Annotated in this window: 20 protein-coding genes and 2 tRNA genes; 3 read left to right on the forward strand and 19 right to left on the reverse strand. The window is 58.5% G+C overall.

The features are described 5' to 3' along the window. Positions 1-9 precede the first annotated feature (9 nt). Entirely contained in the window at positions 10-891 is an 882-nt protein-coding gene (pflA, locus tag L6966_RS05935; RefSeq protein ID WP_237233066.1) for a pyruvate formate-lyase-activating protein, read from the forward strand. Positions 892-985: 94 nt separating this feature from the next. Here pflA and L6966_RS05940 read toward each other — a convergent pair whose 3' ends face one another. Further along, positions 986-1,930 (reverse strand): GlxA family transcriptional regulator, encoded by a 945-nt coding sequence (locus tag L6966_RS05940; protein ID WP_237224545.1) that lies wholly within the window; start codon positions 1,928-1,930, stop codon positions 986-988. A gap of 105 nt (positions 1,931-2,035) precedes the next feature. Between L6966_RS05940 and L6966_RS05945 the strand changes: the two genes are divergently transcribed. Continuing rightward, positions 2,036-2,671, forward strand: a complete 636-nt coding sequence (locus L6966_RS05945; RefSeq protein WP_237233067.1) for an isochorismatase family protein — start codon at positions 2,036-2,038, stop codon at positions 2,669-2,671. A gap of 117 nt (positions 2,672-2,788) precedes the next feature. Here L6966_RS05945 and dxr read toward each other — a convergent pair whose 3' ends face one another. From dxr to rpsB, 12 genes are all read right to left on the reverse strand, one after another. Further along, positions 2,789-4,093 carry a 1-deoxy-D-xylulose-5-phosphate reductoisomerase gene (dxr, locus tag L6966_RS05950; RefSeq protein WP_237233068.1) on the reverse strand — a complete coding sequence of 435 codons (1,305 nt, stop codon included), beginning with the start codon at positions 4,091-4,093 and terminating at the stop codon, positions 2,789-2,791. A gap of 40 nt (positions 4,094-4,133) precedes the next feature. Next, entirely contained in the window at positions 4,134-5,150 is a 1,017-nt protein-coding gene (locus L6966_RS05955) for an alpha/beta hydrolase (protein WP_237233069.1), read from the reverse strand. A 91-nt stretch (positions 5,151-5,241) separates the two neighbouring features. Further along, on the reverse strand, positions 5,242-7,086 hold the full coding sequence (locus L6966_RS05960) for an ABC transporter ATP-binding protein (RefSeq protein ID WP_083093484.1): 1,845 nt from the start codon (positions 7,084-7,086) through the stop codon (positions 5,242-5,244). 193 nt (positions 7,087-7,279) lie between these two features. Beyond that, complete coding sequence (locus L6966_RS05965; RefSeq protein WP_083093482.1) at positions 7,280-7,543, reverse strand: GlsB/YeaQ/YmgE family stress response membrane protein; 264 nt, start codon at positions 7,541-7,543, stop codon at positions 7,280-7,282. Positions 7,544-7,723: 180 nt separating this feature from the next. Then, entirely contained in the window at positions 7,724-9,277 is a 1,554-nt protein-coding gene (locus L6966_RS05970; RefSeq protein WP_219336375.1) for a solute symporter family protein, read from the reverse strand. 87 nt (positions 9,278-9,364) lie between these two features. Continuing rightward, positions 9,365-9,736, reverse strand: coding sequence for a DUF485 domain-containing protein (locus L6966_RS05975; RefSeq protein ID WP_083093479.1), 372 nt, complete (start codon positions 9,734-9,736; stop codon positions 9,365-9,367). A gap of 130 nt (positions 9,737-9,866) precedes the next feature. Beyond that, positions 9,867-10,463 (reverse strand): DivIVA domain-containing protein, encoded by a 597-nt coding sequence (locus L6966_RS05980; RefSeq protein ID WP_237224540.1) that lies wholly within the window; start codon positions 10,461-10,463, stop codon positions 9,867-9,869. Between the two features lie 32 nt (positions 10,464-10,495). After that, on the reverse strand, positions 10,496-11,347 hold the full coding sequence (locus L6966_RS05985; protein WP_237224539.1) for a phosphatidate cytidylyltransferase: 852 nt from the start codon (positions 11,345-11,347) through the stop codon (positions 10,496-10,498). Positions 11,348-11,353: 6 nt separating this feature from the next. After that, entirely contained in the window at positions 11,354-11,911 is a 558-nt protein-coding gene (frr, locus tag L6966_RS05990) for a ribosome recycling factor (RefSeq protein ID WP_083093474.1), read from the reverse strand. Positions 11,912-12,095: 184 nt separating this feature from the next. Continuing rightward, positions 12,096-12,839, reverse strand: coding sequence for a UMP kinase (gene pyrH / locus L6966_RS05995; protein WP_083093472.1), 744 nt, complete (start codon positions 12,837-12,839; stop codon positions 12,096-12,098). A gap of 144 nt (positions 12,840-12,983) precedes the next feature. Beyond that, positions 12,984-13,814: a translation elongation factor Ts gene (gene tsf, locus L6966_RS06000; RefSeq protein WP_083093471.1), complete on the reverse strand. Its 831-nt coding sequence runs from the start codon at positions 13,812-13,814 to the stop codon at positions 12,984-12,986. A 117-nt stretch (positions 13,815-13,931) separates the two neighbouring features. Next, complete coding sequence (gene rpsB / locus L6966_RS06005; RefSeq protein WP_083093469.1) at positions 13,932-14,741, reverse strand: 30S ribosomal protein S2; 810 nt, start codon at positions 14,739-14,741, stop codon at positions 13,932-13,934. Positions 14,742-15,242: 501 nt separating this feature from the next. On the opposite strand from rpsB, the gene L6966_RS06010 reads away from it, so the two are divergent. Then, entirely contained in the window at positions 15,243-15,854 is a 612-nt protein-coding gene (locus L6966_RS06010) for a M23 family metallopeptidase (protein WP_237224537.1), read from the forward strand. A 105-nt stretch (positions 15,855-15,959) separates the two neighbouring features. On the opposite strand, the gene L6966_RS06015 is transcribed toward L6966_RS06010, so the two are convergent. The 6 genes from L6966_RS06015 to dnaG all read right to left on the reverse strand — a co-directional run bounded on the left by L6966_RS06015 (position 15,960) and on the right by dnaG (position 22,358). Next, positions 15,960-16,036: transfer RNA gene (locus tag L6966_RS06015), tRNA-Ile, on the reverse strand. Positions 16,037-16,168: 132 nt separating this feature from the next. Next, on the reverse strand, positions 16,169-17,377 hold the full coding sequence (locus tag L6966_RS06020) for a glycosyltransferase (RefSeq protein WP_237233070.1): 1,209 nt from the start codon (positions 17,375-17,377) through the stop codon (positions 16,169-16,171). 203 nt (positions 17,378-17,580) lie between these two features. Then, a complete protein-coding gene (locus tag L6966_RS06025; RefSeq protein ID WP_237224532.1) occupies positions 17,581-18,447 on the reverse strand; it encodes a phage holin family protein in 867 nt (288 codons plus the stop codon). 120 nt (positions 18,448-18,567) lie between these two features. Then, positions 18,568-19,863: a M20 metallopeptidase family protein gene (locus L6966_RS06030; protein WP_083093454.1), complete on the reverse strand. Its 1,296-nt coding sequence runs from the start codon at positions 19,861-19,863 to the stop codon at positions 18,568-18,570. 410 nt (positions 19,864-20,273) lie between these two features. Continuing rightward, positions 20,274-20,346: transfer RNA gene (locus L6966_RS06035), tRNA-Asn, on the reverse strand. 107 nt (positions 20,347-20,453) lie between these two features. Further along, entirely contained in the window at positions 20,454-22,358 is a 1,905-nt protein-coding gene (gene dnaG, locus L6966_RS06040; protein WP_237233071.1) for a DNA primase, read from the reverse strand. Between the last annotated feature and the right edge of the window lie 20 nt (positions 22,359-22,378).

The raw sequence follows: 22,378 nt of genomic DNA on the forward strand, positions 1-22,378 counted from the left end.
TGATTCTTCATGTCACTTGATATCTCTCACGAGATAACCGATACCGCCGGCGAGCTAGCATTTGCTCCGCCGGCGGACCGGCATTCCGGGGCCGGCACCTGGGGCCTGGGTGAGCTGACCGAACTAGAACGCTCCGCCCAGCTCAAGCTCATGCGCGAAGGCCAACTAGGGTCTGTGCACTCCTGGGAGCTGGTGACTGCCGTTGATGGGCCCGGCACCCGCATGACCATCTTCATGAACGGCTGCCCCCTGCGCTGCCTCTACTGCCACAACCCCGACACCTTCAACATGAAGGACGGCAAACCCGTCATGGCCGCCGACCTCATCAAAAAAATCAAGCGCATGCGCAAGGTCTTCAAAGCCACCGGCGGCGGCATCACCATCTCAGGCGGAGAAGTGCTCATGCAACGCCCCTTCGCCGAGAACATCCTCATGAGCGCCAAATCCCTGGGCATTCACACCTGCATCGACACCTCAGGGTTTCTCGGGGCCCAGGCTTCAGACGAATTCCTCGACAACGTTGATTTGGTGCTGCTCGATGTTAAATCGGGTTCTGAGGAGGTCTACCGGCAGCTCACCGGCCGCGCCCTACAACCCACCATCGACTTCGGCGACAGGCTCTCAGCCCTGGGCAAGAAAATCTGGATCCGCTTTGTGCTGGTACCCGGCTACACCGACGATCCCGACAATATCGAAAAGGTAGCCGATATCGTCTGCCGCTGGCGCAACGTCGTTGAACGGGTTGAGGTATTGCCCTTCCACCAGATGGGTACCGACAAGTGGGAGTCCCTGGGCTACGACTACAAGCTCAAGGGCGTGCACCCGCCCAGCCGTGAGGCCACCGAAGATGCCCGCGACATCTTCCGCGCACGAGGCCTCACCGTCTTCTAGACTCCATACATCAAACGATGACCCCCTTGTTTCTCTCTTCACCCCATGGATTATCTCGGGGTGAAGAGAGAAACGAGGGGGTCATCTGTTTCTTCTACCGGGTAAAGCGCTGTCGGTACGACAAGGGACTAGTGGCAAATGCTTTCACAAAGGCCTGCCTAAAGGTAGTTGTACTGTGAAACCCCGTTTGTTCAGATACCTGAGCAATACTCAGCTGAGTACTCTCAAGAAGCCGCCTGGCCGCGTCCAGCCTCCGTTGCTTCACCCACACAGCAGGCGTCACCCCGGTCACCTGCACAAAACGTCGCGTCAAATGCCGGCCACTCATAGCAACCCTCCTAGCCAAAGCATCCACACTCAAGTCATGCTCTAGGTGGGTATCAATAAACTCCAGCAACTCAGAAATACGGTCGGGACTATCTGACTGAGGTAGCTGACGCACCACATGCTGGGTCTGATTTCCCTCCCGATGGGGCGCAATCACCAACTGTGCGGCTACCTGAGCCGCAATATCAGCCCCCAGCTCCCTCCGGACCAAATGCAAACAGGCATCAAGTGCAGCTGCCGTCCCGGCAGAGGTCATAACGTCCCCGTGGTCGATATACAGCGCTTCAGCCTTCACATCCACTGTGGGGAAGCGGCTTTGCAGTTCAGCCCCGCATGCCCAGTGGGTCGTCGCCGCCCGTCCGTCCAGTACCCCGGCCTTACACAGCACAAAAGCACCAAGGCACAGCCCCATCAGCATTGCACCGTCTGCCCACCGCTCCCGTAGAAAACGGGTGAGCTCCGCAGGTACTGGCGGAAGATCGTTACCCCAGGCAGGCACCATGTAGCAGTCAGCATCCAGCACATCTGCTAGCCGCCCCTGCACAGATACCCTGACCCCCTCGTCGGTGACGATATCTTCACCGGTTAAAGAACAGATAGTGGTAGCCCAGCCCCGCCCCGACCTTCGGACCGCTACCTCACCCGCCACCAAAAGCGGGGTTGAGAGATGAAAGAGGGTCATTCCGTCAAAAGCAAGTACAGCAATCTTCACATTGTCCCTTTTTCATCGATAGTGGTCATATCTGACACTCACACTCCCCTCTTCCCCGGCTCTAGGCTGGTAGCACCATAGTAACCAAACATCGGAAGGACAACCATGTCACCTACTCGCGCTCTTCTCATCATCGATGTTCAGGAAGAATACTTTAAGGGCCCTCTGGCCATCCAATACCCGGCCCGTGATACCTCAGAAGCCCAGATCAACCGCAGCATCGCGGCAGCCCAGCAGGCAGGACTTCCCCTTGCCCTAATCCAGCACGAGCTACCTGAAGGCGCCCCGGTCTTTGCCCGAGGCTCCGAGAGCCAGAAAAACCGCCCTAGCATTTCTGAGGCCCAGGACGACAGCTGGCTGGTATCTACCAAGGCCTTCTCCTCAGCGCTGGCCGATGACGCCCTGGTTCAGGGACTCAAAGATCGCGGAGTCGATACCCTGACCTTGGTGGGTTATATGACCAATAACTGTGTGCTGGCTACCGCAGCCCACGCTGAAACCCTGGGCTTTAAAGTTGAGGTTCTCTCTGACGCCACTGGAGCAATCCACATGAAGAACTCGGCTGGTGAAGCCTCAGCCCGGCAGGTTCATGAGACTCTGATGGTTCTTCTGAACTCTAACTGGGCAGCCGTTGCCTCGACGGCCGAGTGGCTTGAAGCCCTCGCCGCGGGCCAGGCTCTACAGGCAAGTGACCTGGGCTCCACCGCTGTTGCCGGTAGCCAGGTGTTCTCGGCTCAGTAGGCAGGCAAGCAAACCCTAGGTAAGAGATTAAGGACGCCCCCTCCCACTTTCCTGCCTCAGGGCAGGGAGCCGGGGCGGGGCGTCCTTATGCTCTATCGAAGCTAGGAGGCGAGCTATCTAGGCCTGCCCCAGAATCTGGTTAGCGCGGGTGCGGGCCCAGCGCTCGGCCTCCAGCACCGCCTCCAGGGTCAGGGAGCCAGACTCGGCCAGGGCTGAAGAACTAGCGTGCTCATCAAGCACCCGACCGGTTGCCTCAATCATGTCGGTAAAACGAATGGCCCCGGCGTGGAAGGCCGCCACCGCCTCCTCGTTCGCCGCGTTGAAGACGGCCGGGAAGGTGCCACCCCGCTGGCCAGCCGCCTTAATCATCTCCACTGCCGGGAAGGCTTTATCATCCAGGGGTTCGAAGGTCCACTCGGTAGCCTGTGACCAGTCACAGGGCTGAGCGATACCCGGAATCCGGTGGGGCCAGGTTAGCCCTAAGGCAATGGGCAGCAGCATGGTGGGCGGGGAGGCCTGGGCCAGGGTGGAACCGTCCACAAACTGCACCATAGAATGAACCACCGACTGGCGGTGGACGGTGACGTCAATACGGTCCAAACCAATGCCGAAGAGGTGATGGGCCTCCAGCACCTCCAGAGCCTTATTAACCATAGAAGCCGAGTTAGTGGTCACCACCAGGCCCATATCCCAGGTGGGGTGGGCCAGGGCCTGGGCCGGGGTGACCTCCCGCAACTGCTCATAGGTCATGCCCCTAAAGGGACCGCCCGAGGCAGTGAGCACCAGCCGGTCAATCTCTCGGTCGGTGCCCGAGGCCAGGGCCTGGGCCAGGGCCGAGTGCTCAGAATCCACCGGGATCATGGGCTGCTCCAGGGGCGAAGCGTCCACGGCAGCCTTGACCAGCTCACCGCCGGCAATCAGGGATTCCTTGTTCGCCAGAGCCACCTGGGAACCGGCCTGTAGAGCAGCCAGGGTGGGTTCCAGTCCGATAGAGCCGGTGATGCCGTTGAGGACGACGTCCGCTCCGGCCCGGGCAGCTGCGGTCGCGGCGTCCGCCCCCCACTCAATCTGGGGGCTGTAGCCCGGTGCCAGCTCAGCTAGCAGGGAGCGCAGGGTGGCCGCGTCCGCCTCGGTGCCACTGGTGGCGACCAGCTGCGGACGCAGGCGGGCAGCCTGCTCTGCCAGCAGGGGCAGGGAGCGGGCCCCGGCTGAGAGGGCAAGAAGGCGCACGGGAGCGTCCTTGCTTGCGGTTTCAGCCCCGGCCAGGGAGTTGAGGTGGTCAATGACCTGCACCCCCTGGGTGCCAATGGAGCCGGTAGAGCCGAGCAGGGTGACCGTCCGCCCATCTTTCAGGAAGTCTGCTAGCTGGTCGGTGAGAGTATCGCGGGAGATGCCAAAGCGCTGTGTTGAGCCAAATCGCATGTACCTATTTTCTCACAGGTCTGCCAACTGGCTTCGCCTCTTATTTCTCGAAGAAGTCCCGCAGGGCTGCGCGCTGGGCGGCTTCGAGTTCGCGGACGACCGGGGCATGGGGCTTCAGCCCCGGAGCATCGTGGTACATGCCCGGCACCTCGTAGAAGGTCGATTCGACCCCGGCCGCCAGCAGGCGCTGGTGGTAGGAGTGATCCTCGGAGTAGAAGAGGTCAATATCGCCCACCCCGATCCAGGCCGCCGGCAGGCCCTCCAGGTTCTGGCGGCGGGCAGGGGCGGCGTAGTCGGGCAGGGAAGCTGCGCCCGCACGTCCTCCCAGGTAATATGACCAGGCCAGTTTGTTATCGAGGGCCGTCCAGAGCCAGCGGCCCTGGCCTGCCTGGGCGGGGCGGTCAGTGCGGTCATCGAGCATGGGGTAGATCAGCAGCTGGAAGCCCACCGGGTGGCCGGCATCCAGGGCTTTTTGCACCAGGGAAGCAGCCAGGCCGCCACCGGCGCTGGAGCCAGCTACCGCAATTTTGGCCGGGTTGATCTTGTAGTCCTTGGCCTGGGTTTGGAGCCAGCGCAGGGCGGCGTAGCAGTCGTCCAGGTCTGCGGGAAAGGGGGCTTCACCGGCATTGCGGTATTCAACGGAGAGAACGGGCACGCCCAGGTCAGCGGCCAGCTGCGAGACTTTGGTCTGGTCGGGGCCTGCCGAACCGAGCACATGCCCGCCCCCGTGAATCCAGAGCACAGCCCCGTCGTACTGACGTTGCTTGGGCAGGTTGAGGAAGCAGGGCAGGCCCCCGGGCAGGCCGGGCTGGGCAACATTGACCATCTCGACGCGGACGCCGGGGGCAGGGGGCGCGACCTGCTCAAAGTTGCGACGGGGCTCGCGCGAGTAGCGTCCTTTCAAGGCCATGTAGCCGGGGCGCGGGGCGATAAAGAGGCGCCAGTGGCGAAGTTCCGGGTGGACGTACTTATGCTGCTGGTAGCCCCAGAAAGCAAGGTGCCCGGCGGTGGCAAGGGCCAGGCCACCGGTCAGGGTTTTCACGGTCGAATTCTTCATACCTACAGTTCTACACCCCGGTAGGTACCATCTGAGTGAGAAAAACCCACCTGGTTCGTGGTCATTTCTGACTCAGATGGTACCTACCCGGCTAGCCGACGATGTCGAAGCTCTGCAGCTTCTTCTTGCTGGCCTTACCGCCCTCGGTCTGCAGGCCCAGCAGTTCGGCGTAGATACCGCCGGACGCCGCCAGCTCAGCCGGGGTACCCACCTCGTCAATGCGGCCGTCCTTGAGGGTAACGATCCTGTCAACCGTGGCAATAGTTGAGAGACGGTGGGCAATAATCAGGGAGGTTCGCCCCTCCATCAGCTCCTCCAGGCCCTTCTGCACAGCCCGCTCGGCCTTAGTATCTAGAGCACTGGTGGCCTCATCAAGAATCAGGATGGGCGCGTCCTTGAGCATGGCCCGGGCGATAGCGATGCGCTGTTTCTGCCCGCCCGACAGTTTGAGCCCGCGCTCGCCGATGAGCGAGTCGTAGCCGTCCGCAAACTTCGAGATAAAGTCGTGGGCGTTAGCTTTCTGGGCTGCGTGAACGACTTCTTGCAAGGACGCGGACGGGCGGCCGTAGGCGATGTTCTCTGCAATGGTGCCTGAAAAGAGTGAGGCATCCTGAAAGACCATGCCGATGAGGGAGCGAACCTTTGCCAGATCACTACCGGCGATGTCCAGACCGTCAACCAGCACCCGCCCCTCGCGGGGGTCATAGAGTCCCTCCAACAGGGCCATGAGGGTGGATTTGCCACCACCTGACTCCCCTACAAAGGCGATGCGTTCACCGCGCTTCACGCTCAGGTCAATGCCATGGAGCACATCACCCTCACCGTCATAACCGAAGGTCACCCCCTCAAAGCGCACCAGCTCAGCACCGGGCTCAGCAGACACAGCGGGAGATGGCGCGGCCCCACTATCTGTAGCAGCCGGACGCTCCGCCCCCGCTCCGGCGGTAATAGCCAGGGCGCGGGCGTCCGACTCCCGTTCCATGACCTCAAAGTAGTCCTTAGAGCCAGCGATAGCGCGCTGGGCTGTGTCAACAATCCAAGAGAGCGAATTGATGGGGGCAACAGCCATGGCCAGTAGCTGAATCAGCAGAACCATGTCACCGATAGTGAAATCACCGGCCAGGGTGCGCAGGAAAATCAGCAGGTAGAGGCAAAAGAAAATAAGGTTAAGAAAGCTCAGGCGGGCCACATCCATCGAGTGCCAGAACCGTGACTGGGCACGGGTCAGGCCTATGGTTTTCTCAAAGCGGCTGCCAAAGTCGGTGAGCTCTCGGCGCTCCCGGCCAAAGGATTTGACCACGCGAATCTGCCCAATCACCTCAGCGAAGCGGCCCGAGGCGATATCAATGTTCTCGTTCTTTTCGCCCTCCCATACCTGCCACCGAGCGCTGGTTTTGCCGGTGAGCCAGAAGTAGACCGGAAAGATAATCACCAGCAGCAAACCGAGCGGCCAGTAGTAAATGGAGCTAATCACGATGACCGAAACCGTGGTGAGCATCAGCGAGATAAAGGTGTTGCTCATGGTCTTGACGAAGTTGGTGACCTCGGTGATAGAACGGTTGAGCCGGGCAATGATGGTTCCGGTCAGCTCGGTGTCGAAGTAGGAAAGCGGCAGGCTGAGCAGTTTCTCGTAGTAGCGCGCTGAGAGGAGGGTGCGCATTCGCTGGCTCATTACGTCACCGATGTAGCCACCTACGTTGGTGGTGAGCACACTGAAAAGCTGGGCTGCTAGGTAGGCGGCGGCAAACCAGGCGATGGTTGCCCCGGTGGTGGGTTCTGAGCCGTTGAGATGGCCCACTACGGTGTCTGCTGCACCGGAGATGATGAAGGGAGCAAGCAGAGAGGTGGCGCTGGTGAGCACCGCACAGACGATAATTCCAACGAAATAGGGCGTGAGTTCCCGTGATGCCCTCAGTATTCTGGCGATGCTTTTCATGTTTACCGTCCGTCCCTCTGCTGTGTCTGTGTTGCCCACAACCCTACCGGCGGTGCCCCGCTATAGGCAGCAGGGTTGTGTGTTCTCTTGCCCACGCGCCCTGGTAGGGCATGAAAAACGGCGGGCGCCCTTTGCAGTGAAAGGACGCCCGCCGTCATGTTAAGCGGGGAGGCACTTGCGGGTGCCGGTTAGCTTAGGCCCTGTTCTTGGTGACCGCGCCGTAAATCCACAGCACAATCAGTGAGCCAACAACGGCGGTAAAGAGGGTGCCAATGCTGAAGCTCTGGATACCGTCTGAGAGGCCAGGGATGAAGCTACCGATGAAACCACCGAGCAGAGCACCGACGATGCCGAGAACCATGGTGACGATAATACCGCCGCCCTGCTTACCGGGCATGATGAGCTTTGCAAGTGCACCGGCAATGAGGCCGAGAACAATCCAACCGAGGATAGACATATCATCCTTCTTTCTGTATGTGTGCGCCTTGTTCGGGATCGGATTCACCCGAACAATCAGTACCCTTTGAGTATAGCTCAGATGCCGAGACAACACTAAGTAGGTTACAGATACTACTTCACCGCTCAAACAATCAGCTGGCTAGGGGACAAAGCGCGCACCCTCGGTTTCATGCAGATTTTAGTGGTCAATCGCACCTTCTGCACCGACACCGGTGAGGGAGCGAACCTCCATCTCTGCCTGCTTAATCTCGTCTTCCTTCTCGCCACCGAGCGAACCCAAAAAGCCCAGCAGAAAGGCGGCCGGAATAGCCACAATACCGGGGTTGGCTAGGGGGAACCAGGCAAAGTCAGCAGCAGGAATCATGGACGATTCGGCTCCAGACATAACCGGTGAGAAGATAATCAGAATCACCGAAATACTCAAACCGCCGTACATTGACCAGAGGGCCCCGCGCGTCTTGAACCCCTTCCAGAAAAGAGAGTAGACGATGGTGGGCAGGTTGGCAGAGGCGGCGACCGCAAAGGCGAGCGCCACCAGGAAGGCCACGTTCTGCCCCTGGGCACCGATGCCACCGGCAATGGAAAACAGGCCGATAACAACCACGGTAGTCTTTGCCACCCGAATTTCCTTACGGGGGTCAGCCTTACCCTTGCAAATAACGTTGGTGTAGATGTCATGGGCAAACGAGGCGGATGCGGTGATAGCAAGCCCCGCAACAACCGCAAGAATGGTTGCAAAGGCTACCGCGGCGATGACGCCCATGAGCAGGGAGCCACCAAGCTCGAAGGCCAGCAGTGGTGCTGCGGAGTTGACGCCACCGGGTGCTGCCGTAATAGCGTCCGCACCAACGAGCGCTGCTGCTCCGAAGCCCAGCACCAGAGTGAAGAGGTAGAAGAGGCCAATGAGCACAATCGCCCAGACCACAGATTTACGGGCTTCTTTGGCAGTGGGAACCGTGTAGAAACGCATCAGCACGTGAGGCAGACCCGCTGCGCCGAAGACCAGGGCCAGGGAGAGAGAAATAAAGTCGAGCTTGGTCAGGTCGTTGAGACCGTACTTAAGACCGGGTTCAAGGATGGCGGGGTTGCCGGAGGTTTCAACGGCAGAACCTAGCATGGCAGAGAAGTTGAACCCATAGATAGCCAGGATCCATACGGTCATAATAGCTACGCCTGAAACCAGCAGCACAGCCTTAATAATCTGAACCCAGGTGGTGCCCTTCATGCCGCCGATAAGCACATAGACAATCATGAGCACGCCCACAATGATAATCACCAGCGACTGGCCCGCCTTGGAGCTAATGCCCATGAGCAGGGAGACCAGCGCACCGGCACCTGCCATCTGAGCAAGCAGATAGAAGAGGGTGACGGCCAGGGTTGAAATACAGGCTGCGATGCGGACGGGGCGCTGCCGTAGGCGGAAGGAAAGCACGTCTGCCATGGTGAACTTACCAGTATTGCGCAGAGGCTCAGCCACGAGGAGGAGCGCCACCAGCCAGGCTACGAGAAAGCCGATGGAGTAGAGGAAGCCGTCGTAGCCCTGCAGGGCGATAGCGCCGACGATTCCCAGAAAGGAGGCTGCCGAGAGATAATCACCGGCAATGGCCAAGCCATTTTGGGTTCCGCTGAAGGAGCGCCCGCCGGCGTAGTAGTCGGCAGCGGTTTTATTGTTCTTGGATGCACGCAGTACCACCACCATGGTGGCAAGGACGAAGGCCCCAAAAACGGCCATGTTGACCCAGGGGGTGCCTACGGTCTGAGCGCTCGCCTCAGCCGCAACGAGTGTTCCGTGTACAGAAGTCAAGTGAATGCCACCCCTTTAGTTGGTCTTGTGGGCGTAGCGCCCAGATTCAATGTCGTTGCGTAGACCGCTAGCTCGCGGGTCCAGCTTCTTATTAGCGAAAGCCACATACCAGCCGGTGATGGTAAAGGTGGTCACGAACTGGAGCAGACCGAAAATAATGCCCACGTTCACGTTGCCGAACGCTTTGGTTGCCATGAAGCCAGGGGCGTAAACCGCCAGAATGACGTACAGCAGGTACCAGACCAAAAAGGCTACGGTCATGGGAAAGACGAAAGAGCGGTGGGTTGACCGAAGCTCTGTGAACTCGTTGCTGCTTTGGGCTGCCTTAAAATCGACGTGCTCTGCGTCGATGATAGGCTGCTGAGATTCAGGTGATGCGTGTGCCATCACTACCTCCTTTGTGTAACTGAACACACACTATACTGTTGGGCAGATTACACACAAATTTGAGGCGTAAAAAAGAGGGTTTACCAGGAAAAAGTCCGGGCAACCCCCTCTTTACCAGTAGAATTGTGCGTCACATAGGGCGCGTATCATTCAGATACTCGATGCAGCGGTCCAAGAAAGCATCAACCTGGGTTTCGTCATAGCTTATATTGCCTGTGGCTGCACTGAAAGCCGAGGCCCGCACCTCGCCGGGTGTCAGCTGGTGCTGCCCCTGCAGATGCCCCAGTATACGTTCGCACAGTTCATCGACTTCACGCACAAAATAGCCCTTGGTCAATCTCTTTGAGGGCCTGCGGAAGCGCTCCCCTGGCGGTCTGCGCAACCGGCCGAGCAGAAGCGTCCGTAGCTCCTCAACCGCCTCATTCCAAGCATGCTGCCCGTAACGGTTGATGAAGTAGGAACGTTCGAGCTCACTGAAACGGTCTTCAACGGTGTCGAGGGCCCTGTCAACATCCTGCGGCAGATAGCCGCCGAGCTCAGTAGGAAAAGAAGCCTCTCTCACGGTCCGTGAGGTATGCACGTCTGGCCCTAATTGGGCTCCGGTTATCATGAGTTCGTAGTCGTCGGCTAGCCGAGTGAAAAAAGCGTCTACCGCGGCGACCTTGTAGCCGCTCTGCTTGCCGTCGACGCGGCTGAACCCACCGCCAGATTTAGCCTGTTGGCTCACAATCTACCTCCCAGATAGTGTGATGAGGGCAGCTAGGCCCCAAAGAGGGCGCCGAGCACCGAAAAAATAACATAGCCGATTGCAATGGCAAAAACGATGGAGTCCAGGCGGTCCATCACACCGCCGTGGCCCGGCAAAATATTCGACATATCCTTGATACCGATTTCACGTTTGACCATTGACTCCCCCAGGTCTCCAGCAGTCGAGGCTATCACCAGGAAGATTGCAACGATCAGCCCGTGCCACCAGGGTTCACCGATAAAGAGTGAACAGATGGTACCCACAAGAATGGAGCCCACCATTGACCCGGCGAAGCCCTCCCAGGTTTTTTTGGGTGAAATTTTTGGGGCCATAGGGGTCTTGCCCCATCTCACACCTGCAAGGTAACCCCAGGTGTCGTTACCGATGGCCATGAGTAGAATCATGAATACTTTACCGGCACCCGAGGGTTCCCGGTAGAGCATGAGCGCCAACGAGATCATGAAGGGCACCCACGACATCACGAAGATGGAGCCCATGATCGACATAATCATGCCGTCGCGCTCCCCCACCAGTCGCCAGCCGATGAGTAGTAGAATCGAGGCGACCACGGTAAATATGAGCCATTGGCCCCCACCGTAGTAGGCGGTGAACGGCATGATGAGGGCAGTAGTCACCGCAGGAATCACGGGGATTCCCATACCGCGTTTCTGATTGAGGCCGTGGCAGACTTCCCAGGTACCCACCGATGCTGCCGCAGCTGCCAGGAGCACTAGGACCAGGGGGATAAAGAACAAACCCACCGCCAACAGTGCGCCCAGCACGAGGCCGACGGTGATGGCGGCGGGTAGATTCCGGCCCGCTTTGGAGGCCCTGGGCGGCTGTTCTTGAGATTGAACAGTCATGGGGGTTTAGACCTCGAGCAGTTCCGCTTCCTTGGATTTGAGCAGGGCATCAATGGTGTCGATGTGCTTCTTGGTCACGGCGTCGAGTTCCTTTTCGCCGCGGGCGCCATCGTCCTCTCCGATGTCGCCATCCTTAACCAGCTTGTCGAGGGCGGTCTTGGCCTGACGGCGGGTATTACGTACCGCAACGCGGCTTTCTTCGGCCTTGTGACCGGCCAACTTGGTGTATTCCTTACGACGTTCCTCAGTCATTTCTGGCATAACAACACGAATGACGTTGCCGTCGTTAGCCGGGTTAGCGCCCAGGTCTGAGTCACGGATAGCTTTTTCGATTGCGGCGAGAGCGCCCTTGTCATAGGGGGTGATGAGCACGGTGCGCGCCTCAGGGGTTTGGAAGGACGCCAGCTGCTGTAGCGGGGTGGGCGCACCGTAGTAATCTGCGGTGAGGTTGGCAAACAGTGAGGGGTTGGCACGGCCGGTGCGGATTGAGACGAACTCGTTCTTCAGGGCCTCAACGGACCTATCCATCTTCTCGCCAGCTTCGAGCAGGGTTTCTTCAACCATCTGTGTTGTGTCCTTTGTGTTGTGCCTGCCCTCAGCGGGGCAGGCGCTCTTCTTCATCCTTACCCAGTCTAGTGCCTGAGGTCGCACTATGCGGTAAGGAGGGTTTCGATTTTGTCGCCGATTGGAGCGTATTTTTTCGAGTAAGCGAGGAAATAATAATGCGCGGAATCATCCGAGGCGTATATTACGCAGTGACGAGGGTTCCAATCTTATCGCCAAGGATGGCCCGGGCTACATTCCCTTCACCCTGCATGCCAAAGACGCGCATGGTGACATTGTTGTCTTTGCAGAGCGAGAAAGCCGTCTGATCCATCACACGGATGTTGCGCTGCATTGCTTCGTCATAGGTGAGCTTGTAAAGACGTTCGGCGTTAGGGTCCTTGTTGGGGTCGGCGGTGTAAATGCCGTCAACGCCGTTCTTAGCTACCAGCACCTCGTCCGCGTGGATTTCGAGGGCTCGTTGAGCTGAGACGGTATCGGTAGAGAAGTAGGGTAGCCCTGCGCCTGCTCCGAAAATGACCACGCGGTCTTTTTGCATGTGACGGATGGCGCGGCGGGGTATGTAGTTCTCGGCGACCTGCTGCATGGAAATGGCTGACTGCACGCGGGTGTCGATGCCTGCTTGCTCCAGAAAATCCTGGAGAGCCAGGGAGTTCATAACGGTACCCAGCATGCCGATGTTATCGGCGCGGGAGCGGTCCATGCCTGCTTCAGAGAGTTCGGCCCCGCGAAAGAAGTTGCCACCGCCAACAACCACAGCGACCTCGACCCGACCAATGGTTGAGGCGATCTGCTCGGCTATGCCGCGCACAACTTCGGTGGAGATACCCACTTCGCCGCCGCCAAAAACTTCCCCAGAAAGTTTGAGTAGGACGCGGCGACGGCCGGTGTCGTCGCGGTGGATGGTTCGGGCTGACTCTACTGACATGGGGCCTCCTGAAACTGTGATCGTCTACGCCCCGGTGGGGTGCGTACTGTGTCTCTAGGTCTCTAGCATACGGCAAAGGGGAGTCCCTCACGGGGGCTCCCCTTTGTTCTTAGCGTTTTTGGTGCTCAATCACACCCGGGCCTTTTAGGCGCCGACGCGGAAACGCTCGAAAGCGGTTGCGGTTGCGCCGTTCTCTTTCAGAACAGCGGCAACGGACTTGGAGGAGTCCTTGGCGAAGTCCTGGTCGAGCAGGGTGTTCTCCTTGTAGAAGGCCTTGAGCTTACCCTCAACAATCTTGGGGATAATCTGCTCGGGCTTGCCCTCACCGCGAGCGGTTTCTTCAGCAACGCGCTTCTCAGCCTCGATGTCCTCAGCTGAGATAGAGTCTGAGTTGAGGTACTTGGGGCTCATAGCTGCGATGTGGACGGCTACGTCGTGAGCGACCTCGTCGGTGTTCTCGCCGGTTACTGCGAGTAGAACGCCAACCTGCGCGGGCAGGTCCTTGGAGGTCTTGTGCAGGTAGACTGCAACGTTGTCGCCTTCAACGCGGGCTACACGACGAACGACAATTTTTTCACCCAGCAGTGCGCCTGCCTCGGTGGTCAGCTCGTCAACGGTCTTGCCTTCAAAAGATGCGGCCTTCAGTTCTTCCAGGGTAGAAGCGTTAGCGGCAACTGCGGCTTCGAGCACGTCGGTGCCGAACTTAATGAAGGGCTCGGACTTAGCAACGAAGTCGGTCTCCGAGTTAACTTCGATCATAAAGCCAACGCCGTTTTCAACGCGTGCAGCAACGAGGCCTTCTGCGGTGGCGCGGCCTTCGCGCTTGGTGACGCCCTTGAGGCCCTTGACGCGGATGATTTCCATTGCCTTCTGCTGGTCGCCGTTAGCCTCATCGAGGGCCTTCTTGACGTCGAGCATGCCTGCGCCGGTCTTTTCACGCAGAGCCTTGATATCGGCTGCGGTGTAGTTCGCCATGGTGAACTCCTAGTCTTGTGAACAGATTGGGGTAAATCTATTGGTTTCCTGCCGTGGTGGTGCAGGTTGAGAACGGCACCCACCGAATGTGGGCGGGTGCCGTTACTCTATGATGCTTTACTTAGCTTCTTCAGCGGGTGCTTCAGCCTTGGCAGCTTCGTGCTGTTCGAGCAGTTCGCGCTCCCACTCAGCCATGGGCTCTTCAGAAGCGTTAGCTGACTTGCCAGCCTTCTTGTTTTCGCGTTCCAGCAGGCCTTCGGCTACTGCGTCCGCGATGACGCGGGTGAGCAGGTTGACGGAGCGGATTGCGTCGTCGTTGCCGGGGATGGGGAAGGAAACTTCGTCGGGGTCGCAGTTGGTGTCGAGGATAGCAACTACGGGGATGCCGAGCTTCTGGGCTTCGTCAACAGCCAGGTGTTCCTTCTTGGTGTCAACAACCCAGACCAGGGAGGGAGCCTTGGTCAGGTTACGGATACCACCGAGGGTCTTCTCAAGCTTCTCGTGCTCGCGACGCAGAAGCAGCAGTTCCTTCTTGGTGAACTGTGAGCCTGCGACGTCGTCAAAGTCAATCTGCTCAAGTTCCTTCATGCGGTCAATTCGCTTGGAAACGGTTGAGAAGTTGGTGAGCATACCACCGAGCCAGCGGTGGTTGACGTAGGGCATGTTAACGCGGGTGGCCTGTTCAGCGATGGCTTCCTGAGCCTGCTTCTTGGTGCCAACGAACAGCACGGTGCCACCGTGGGCGACGGTTGCCTTAACAGCCTCGTAGGCCTGATCGATGAAGGCCAGTGACTGCTGCAGGTCGATGATGTAGATGCCGTTGCGCTCGGTGAGGATGAAGCGCTTCATCTTGGGGTTCCAGCGGCGGGTCTGATGACCGAAGTGGACACCTGAATCGAGAAGCTGGCGCATAGTTACGACGGGCATGTCGTCTCCTTATATAATGTGGTGCCGGGCGGGCCCCTGATTCCAGGCTAGCTCCGCCGCGCGCATAGTAGTTATCGGTTTACATGTGGAGCTTTGAGGTTGCCCTCGCTCCCCTGGTAGCGCTCAGACTTTTCCGCTGGAGTGGCGGTGTGTAGTCTCAGACCTTGACCGGCAGGTGCGCCGGACCGAAAGTTCCTTATCAGCTGGGTGCCAGCTACTTCGCGCTACGCGATGTCAGACCCTTGGAGTGGCACCTGCCCGCAAGCAGGTGGTGTACGTCAAGGAGGGGTTTCTATGTAAGAGGATTCCCCATGCACCGATTCGGCCTATTTATGGGCACGAATCAGGGCAAACTGCAATCATCTACTATACAGCATGTTTGGCTCTTTAATCACCGGGATTTTGAGTCTTGTGGTGGCAGGTTTCCAGTGGTAAAAGTGGAGGTACTTCGCGGGAGCACCACCGATGGGTAAGGGGTGAGTGACGACCGGGAGGTTTCTCGTGCCCTCTATACACACAGCAGCCCCTATGACGGTGCCCCGATGGGTGCCTATTTCCCTGCTACACACTGGCCTATGGTGGGGGTTGCTCTGCACTCTCATCTGCCTTTCCCTGAGCACCTCCCCCACCGCGGATGCGGTGAGTAGTTCTGCTCTGTGGAAGGCACCGGTTGGCCAGAACCTTGAGGTGCTCCGGCCCTTTGAGCAACCCGCGGCTAAGTGGTCTGCCGGGCACCGCGGCGTTGACCTTGCGCTGGAGGCGGGAGGGAGCGTTCTTGCACCTTATGAAGGTGAGGTAGTTTTTGCCGGAACCGTGGTGGATCGGCAGGTTATGACGGTGCAGCACCCGGATGGGCGGCTCTCGTCCTTTGAGCCGGTGACGGACCCGCTGCCGGTGGGTACACACGTGGTAGCCGGGGATGTACTCGCCCACCTAGACCCTGCCGTGCAGCACTGTACCTCCGAGCACTGCCTGCACTGGGGCGTGCGCCAGCCTACCGGCGGGAGCACTGGTACAGCAGGAAAGGGGTTCGATTACATCAATCCCCTGCTCTTACTGGGGCTCGAAGGCCCGAGTGTGCTCCTACCTATTGGTGATGACTTTGCAGCTTAAGCCCCGCAAACAAAAACACGGGGGTGCTCATGGGTAGCCCGCCCGGTTTACAGGGTAAGAAAATAACCCCACCTCCCTAGTTTTAACCGGTGAGATGGGGTTTGCTGGTAGGGCCTGCGGGGCTTGAACCCGCGACCAAGGGATTATGAGTCCCCTGCTCTAACCAGCTGAGCTAAGGCCCCACAGCACCAGCCTATCAACTGGCACTGTCTCTAAGAATACCCAAAAAGTAGGGGCCTACCAAACCCTCCTTCGATCCCGGAGAACCCGGGCGACAAAAGGGGCCGGGAACCTGCTAGTTCCACCGGTGCACCCTAGCGGCGTTCAGCCACAAAGCGGTCATACAGCTCATCAGAGCGGTAGAGCGATTCAAAGATTTGCCAAGTTTTACCTGCGGCATGACGTTCTACCATACGGTGTGAGTGCTCCCCCATAGCCCGCCGCTCATCCTCAGGCAGGCTCAATACATCAGTCAGGCGGGCCGCTAGCTGATCGGTATCACCTGGTTCAAACAGGTAGCCGTTCTTGCCCTGCTCAACCAGGTGAGGCAGGGCCAGCGCGTCTGCTAGGACCACAGGCTTGGAGGCACTCATAGCTTCAAGGGTCACCAGCGACTGCAGCTCAGCGGTTCCGGGCTGGCAGAACACGTCAGCGCGCAGGTACCCTTCACGGAGCTGTTCATCTGAAATGTACCCCAGAAAATGCACACGGTCAGCCACGCCGCAGTCCTGTGCCTTGGTTTTCAGGTCGGCAAGAACTTCACCGGACCCGGCTATCTCGAGCACCGTGCGCTCACGCAAACTCTCGGGCAGTTTAGAAAAGCCCTCAATCAACACGTCAATATTTTTTTCAACGGCCAGTCGCCCTGCAAAGAAAATATTAAACTGCCCGGGTGTTTTCTCAATGTTCTCCCCGGGGGCCAGCTCGTAGTCAGAGGACTGGATTCCGTTCGACACCGGCATCACGGGGCGGCTGAATTTACCTGCGACTTCCATGGTGTCAGCCCCAATCTGTGTAGGTGTAGTGACCACAGCAGCCCGAGACAGCACCCTGCGCATATCGCCCCAGGAGGCCCTGACAATGAGATCATTGCCTCTCTTGCCGAAGGGAAGAAAGGGGGTGATGTTTTCGGGCATCACGTGGTTAGTCGCCACCACGCGCACCCCCCGCTTGCGCCCTACTCGAGCCAGCACGCGCCCTACAATCCAGTGGCACTGAATATGAATCACGTCCGGCTGAATTTCTTGTACCAGCCGGTCAGCCTCGGCATAAATCTCCCACGGAAAATTCAGGCGCATATAAGGGTGGGTAATAACCCTGTGCGAGCGCATACGGTGTTCAATGATGCCGTCGCGCTCCTGCCTGCTGGTCACGCCTCTCTCTTGTTTGGGTGCCATGACGTGCACGGTGTGCCCGCGCTCCACTAGCGCGTGGGCCAGTCGCGACGAAAATTGGGCCGCTCCGTTGATGTCTGGCGGGTAGGTGTCTGCGCCAATCAGTACGGTCATGAGCTGGTTGGCCATGCGGCCCCTTTCAGTGGTCAATCTCTTATGGGTGTCACACTGACCTTACAGCATGCCCTGCGGGAGCGCATCAGCCTACGGTCTGAACTGACGCAACCGGTGGCGTCCTTGCACACAGTGCCTTTGCATAAGAAAAGCCCGCCCCGGTGGTACCGGGGCGGGCTGATTTCAAGGACGCTGGTGCCCTGTGGGGCTTTCGAGTTCTACTTGCGGCGGGTGATGAGCTTGCCGAGGAAGATTACAAATGCACCAAGCGAGGCCAGCAGGGCCGCAAAAGACTTCCAGCGGGCCTGCAGGGTCTCTGGGTTGCTTGCGTTAGCGGCGAGCTGCTTGCTGCCGTCTGCCGCAGTTGCGGGAGCGTTCTTAACGCTATTCTTGGCGTTGGTAACCAGCCCTTGCGCACCTGCCTGGACTTCGCGGGTGTAGGCATCAAGGTCGTCGCGCAAAGTCTTGAGGTGCTCGCGGCGCTGCTTGGTTCGCTGCAGTAGCTGTTCCTTGTTAGCCGGCGGTACAGCAGGCTCCTGCTGCTCGCCGCCGTCCTTCTGCTCCGCAGCTTTTTCGGCTTTCTTGGCCTCGGCTTTTTCTGCCTGCTCACGCTTGAGGCGCTTGGAGGTCATAGCTGATCCTTCCTTCAAAACGCCAAGGTCGTAGAGCACACCAAAGATTGCTGACTCGGGTTTGAAGGGGAGCTGGGCCTTAATCATCTTGAAGCCCACGAGGCCAGTGATAGCGGCTAGTATGAGGAAGAGTACAACCAGCACTAGAGCAGCAGCCCAGTTGGGCATGAGGGCTGACAGGCCTACGTAGGCCAGAATCGTCAGTGCGATGGCCATCAAGAGAGCGAAGACTGCGGCTACAGCCGCAACGGCTGCACCCTTGCCGAGAGCGATGCCCTTCTCTTTGACCTCGAACTTGGCGATCTGGATTTCGTCTTTGAGCTGCTTAGGGGCAAGCTTGGTAAGGACTCGACCGGCATCAGCCGCGTTGGTCACGCTAGCTTTGATGTTGGTGAAGCCAGCGCGCAGACCCTGGGCGCGGCGGGAGCCGTGCAGGCCGTTCGGAGTGGTCATGTGCCACCTCTCTCTTTGTCAATAAGCGTGCTTGCGTATTACGTATACCAACTTATAAGTCTACCGGCTTTTAGGGGCTTGTGGCGACTGCGCCCCGTTTTGTGATGCGATTATTGGTTCTTAGTCTTGCGCTGTTTCGAGATGGGCCAGTGCAACCGCAAGATGCATTCGGACGCCGGTGATGAGGGCTTCATCATTAGCGTAGAAACGCGGTGAGTGATTGGGAGCAAAACCGCGTCCGCCGTCAACAGGTTCTGGCATTGCACCCGAGCCGAACTTCACGTCCTGCACACCGAGCAGGGCATACATACCGGTGTACCGGTTAATGAACTCAGAGACGTCATCGTACCCCAGCGACGCTGGCGCTGCAAAGACCTGATCCGGGTCTGCCGCTGCGCTTTCCAAAGCAGGGCGCAAGACTTCGACCGTTTCAGGCGCGTTAACCACAGCCGGAATTTGCTGCAAAAACTCAACGTTAGCTGTACAGTCATAGGCTTCTGCGATGTGGGTAGCTGTACGGGAAATCTTAGTGTTGACGGCGTCCATCAGTCCGTCTTTGAGACAGCGCACAGTGCCCCAGAGGGTTACCTTTTCGCCGATGATGTTGAAACGCCCCTGATCTTCAACATGTCCAATGGAAATAGTAAACGCGTCTTTAGCATCTATCTGCCGGTAGATTTGCCCCATGGCACTGATGATGTCCGCAGCCGCTGGCATCGGATCTCGTCCCGCCCACGGCGATGAACCGTGCACCTGCTCACCGCACACAGTTATCTTGACCATTTCAGATGAAGCGTGCTGCACACCCGAGGACCAACCCACATAGCCACTTGGTGCAGGAATCACATGCATCCCAAAGGCCAGAGTTGGCTGGGGGTCAAGTGAGTCAAAGGCCGCATCCGTTAGCATGTAGGCAGCGCCGCCCTCTTCTTCCACCGGGGCGCCCTCTTCAGCTGGCTGGAAGACGAAGAAGATGGTTCCGGCGAGTTCCTCCCGATGCTCTGTGAAAGCACGCGCTGCGCCCAACAGCATGGCGACGTGGCAGTCGTGGCCACAGGCATGGGCAACGGGGAAGGGACCACCGGGGTATTTTTCATCTACTGCTTCAGAGGCATAGGGCAGATCGGTTTCTTCTTTGACGGGCAGGCCGTCCATGTCCGCCCGTAATAGAACGGCCTTTTCGGAGGGGGCGCCCCCTCGCAGGGTGGCGATGATTCCGGTTCCGCCGATGTTCTGTTGTATGTCAGTATCTGCGAAGCCCATATCCTTGAGGCGTTCAACAATGTAAGCCGCTGTTTTGGTCTCGCGGTTTGAAAGTTCTGGGTGCTGGTGAAGGTGGTGACGCCAGGTGATGGCGTCTTTTTCGTTTCGAGCGGCGGTGGCGTAGAGGTCGTTTAGAAGTTGCTGGTCAGACATTTTCTATTCCTTCATCTATGAACTATGGAACAGTTCACATGCTACACCCCTTCAGGCAAAGCCACCACCCTTAGTGAACAGAAGACAAGACTTCAGCAAGTGTGGCGCTGATTCCCAGATGTGACAGTGGCGCCGCCACATATGGAGAGCGTAAGCATACAAAAAGCCCGGCCATAAGACCGGGCCGTTTATTTGCTCCCCCGATGAGCCAGCGGGTCACCGCGCGTGGTGACGCAAGAGCTGGCGAATAACAAAGGCGTGAGCGGAGCGAGCTCATCAATGACTCGAACCAGATGAGGTGAACTTTTCCGAGCGCGCGAGGAAATAATAAAGTTCAGCGAATCCTGAGCGAAGCGAGGGGTTGCTGGTTAGATACGGAAAGACCCGGTCTGATGACCGGGTTTTGTGTGCTCCCCCGACTGGACTCGAACCAGTAACCCTTCGATTAACAGTCGAATGCTCTGCCAATTGAGCTACGGGGGAATATTGTTCACGGTGATGGCACCGTTACAACGAGTTATAACTCTACCCTTGGTTGTAGGTGGGCGCAAATTGAGTCTAAGTTAGCTCAGTCACATTGCGTGCCTGTTCTAGTCTTGCCCTTGCATAAGTGTGCGCCGGTGGTGTTCGAGGGTGAGGAGTTCTTGCTGGATGTTGCGGTAGGCGGCGGTGTCGGTGAGGGGGTTGATGCGTTGAAGTTGCATGAGCAGGTTGGATTTTTGCCGTGTAACTTCCTGTTCGAACAGTCGGTTGAGAATGTCGCGTACGTATCGTTGAAGCTGTTCTTCGGTGCGGGCCGGTATGGGCGCTACGGTTAGTTCTGCCAGTAGCCCGTGGACGGGTTCGGGCGTGTGTGCACGCACTGTGTTGACCCAGGTGGCGCCCGCGGTGGGGGCTATTGAAGCAGCTGCCCCGACGATGCCCTGCGCGATTCCGCTGTGAGCACCGTAGCGGTAGTGCACGGTGGCTAGCTGTTGCCACTGGTCAACCGAGAGGTATTGCGGGTATTGCAGCACAATTTCGAGGGCTTCACGTTCGGTGCGGGCTGCGGGGTCGCGCAGGTCTGGGGTTTCATAGGGGTCTGGTTCGGGAGCGCTGACGGTTGCTTCTGCGGCACGGGCGGCGCGTTCGGCTTCTGCTGCTTCTTGCTTTTGGGTGGCTGTCATACGGGGGTGGGCGGCGGCAGCGCTCACAGCTCTTTGCACTTCTGCGGCATCGAGACCCAGTTGCCCGGCAACCTGCCGTACATAGGCTGGGCGTAGGGCGGCGTCCTTGATTCCAGCGATAATGGGGGCGATAGCGCGCATACCGCGCACTCGCCCTTCAAGGGTGGTGAGGTCGTAGCCTGCGAGGGTAGCGTCGATAGCAAATTCGAAGAGCGGACGCCGGGAGGCGATGAGTGAGCGCACGGCAGCGTCACCTCGGGTTAGGCGTAGATCGCAGGGGTCCATGCCGTCCTTAGCGACGGCTACGAAGGTTTGGGCGACGAAACGCTGGTCTTCGGCGAAGGCAGCCAGGGCTGCTTTTTGGCCTGCGGCGTCACCGTCGAAGGTGAAGATGACTTCGCCGCCGGTACCGTCATCAGAGATGAGGCGGCGCACGATTTTGATGTGGTCGGTACCGAAAGCGGTGCCGCAGGTGGCTACTGCGGTGTCGATACCGGCCAGGTGGGCAGCCATCACGTCGGTGTAGCCCTCGACCACCACGATCTGCTTCTTTTTGGAAACCGGTCGTTTGGCTAGGTCAAGGCCGTAGAGAACCTGGGATTTCTTGTAGAGGGTGGTCTCTGGAGTGTTCAGGTACTTGGGCCCCTGGTCGTCATCGAAGAGGCGGCGGGCACCAAAGCCGATAGTCTCTCCTGTGATATTGCGGATAGGCCAGATGATGCGGCCGCGGAAGCGATCGTAAAGACCGCGCTGCCCTTCAGAGAACATACCGGTCTCGCGTAGCTCCTCGGTGGTGAAGCCTTTATTCATCAGATACTTGAGCAGATTATCCCAGCCGCGTGGGGCGAAGCCGACCCCAAATTTTTGGGTAGCGGCCGGGTCAAAGCCGCGAGCACCCAGAAACTTCTGGGCCTGCACAGCGGCGGGGGTGTATAGGTTCTTCTGAAAGAACTCGGTAGCGATTTTGTGAGCATCAAGAAGACGCTGACGGCGTCCCACTTCTTCGCGGCTCATGCCAGAGCCCTGCTCGTAGTGTAGCTCGTATCCTATGCGGGCCGCTAACTTTTCAACTGTTTCAGTGAAGGAGGTGTGATCCATCTCCATGAGGAAGCTGATGACGTCACCGGATTCGCCGCAACCGAAACAGTGGTAGGTGCCCATTTGGGGGCGCACGTGGAAGCTCGGAGTGCGCTCGTCGTGGAAGGGGCACAGGCCCTTGAAAGAGCCAATACCAGCGGATTTAAGGGTCACATACCCTTCGACGATTTCGCGTATATCGGTGCGGGAGCGCACCTCGTCGATATCTTCTCGTTTGATTAAGCCTGCCACGGGTTCAATTCTAGTCGGGG

It is taken from the genome of Rothia nasisuis (assembly GCF_928381405.1).
In the GTDB taxonomy this organism is placed as follows: domain Bacteria; phylum Actinomycetota; class Actinomycetes; order Actinomycetales; family Micrococcaceae; genus Rothia; species Rothia nasisuis.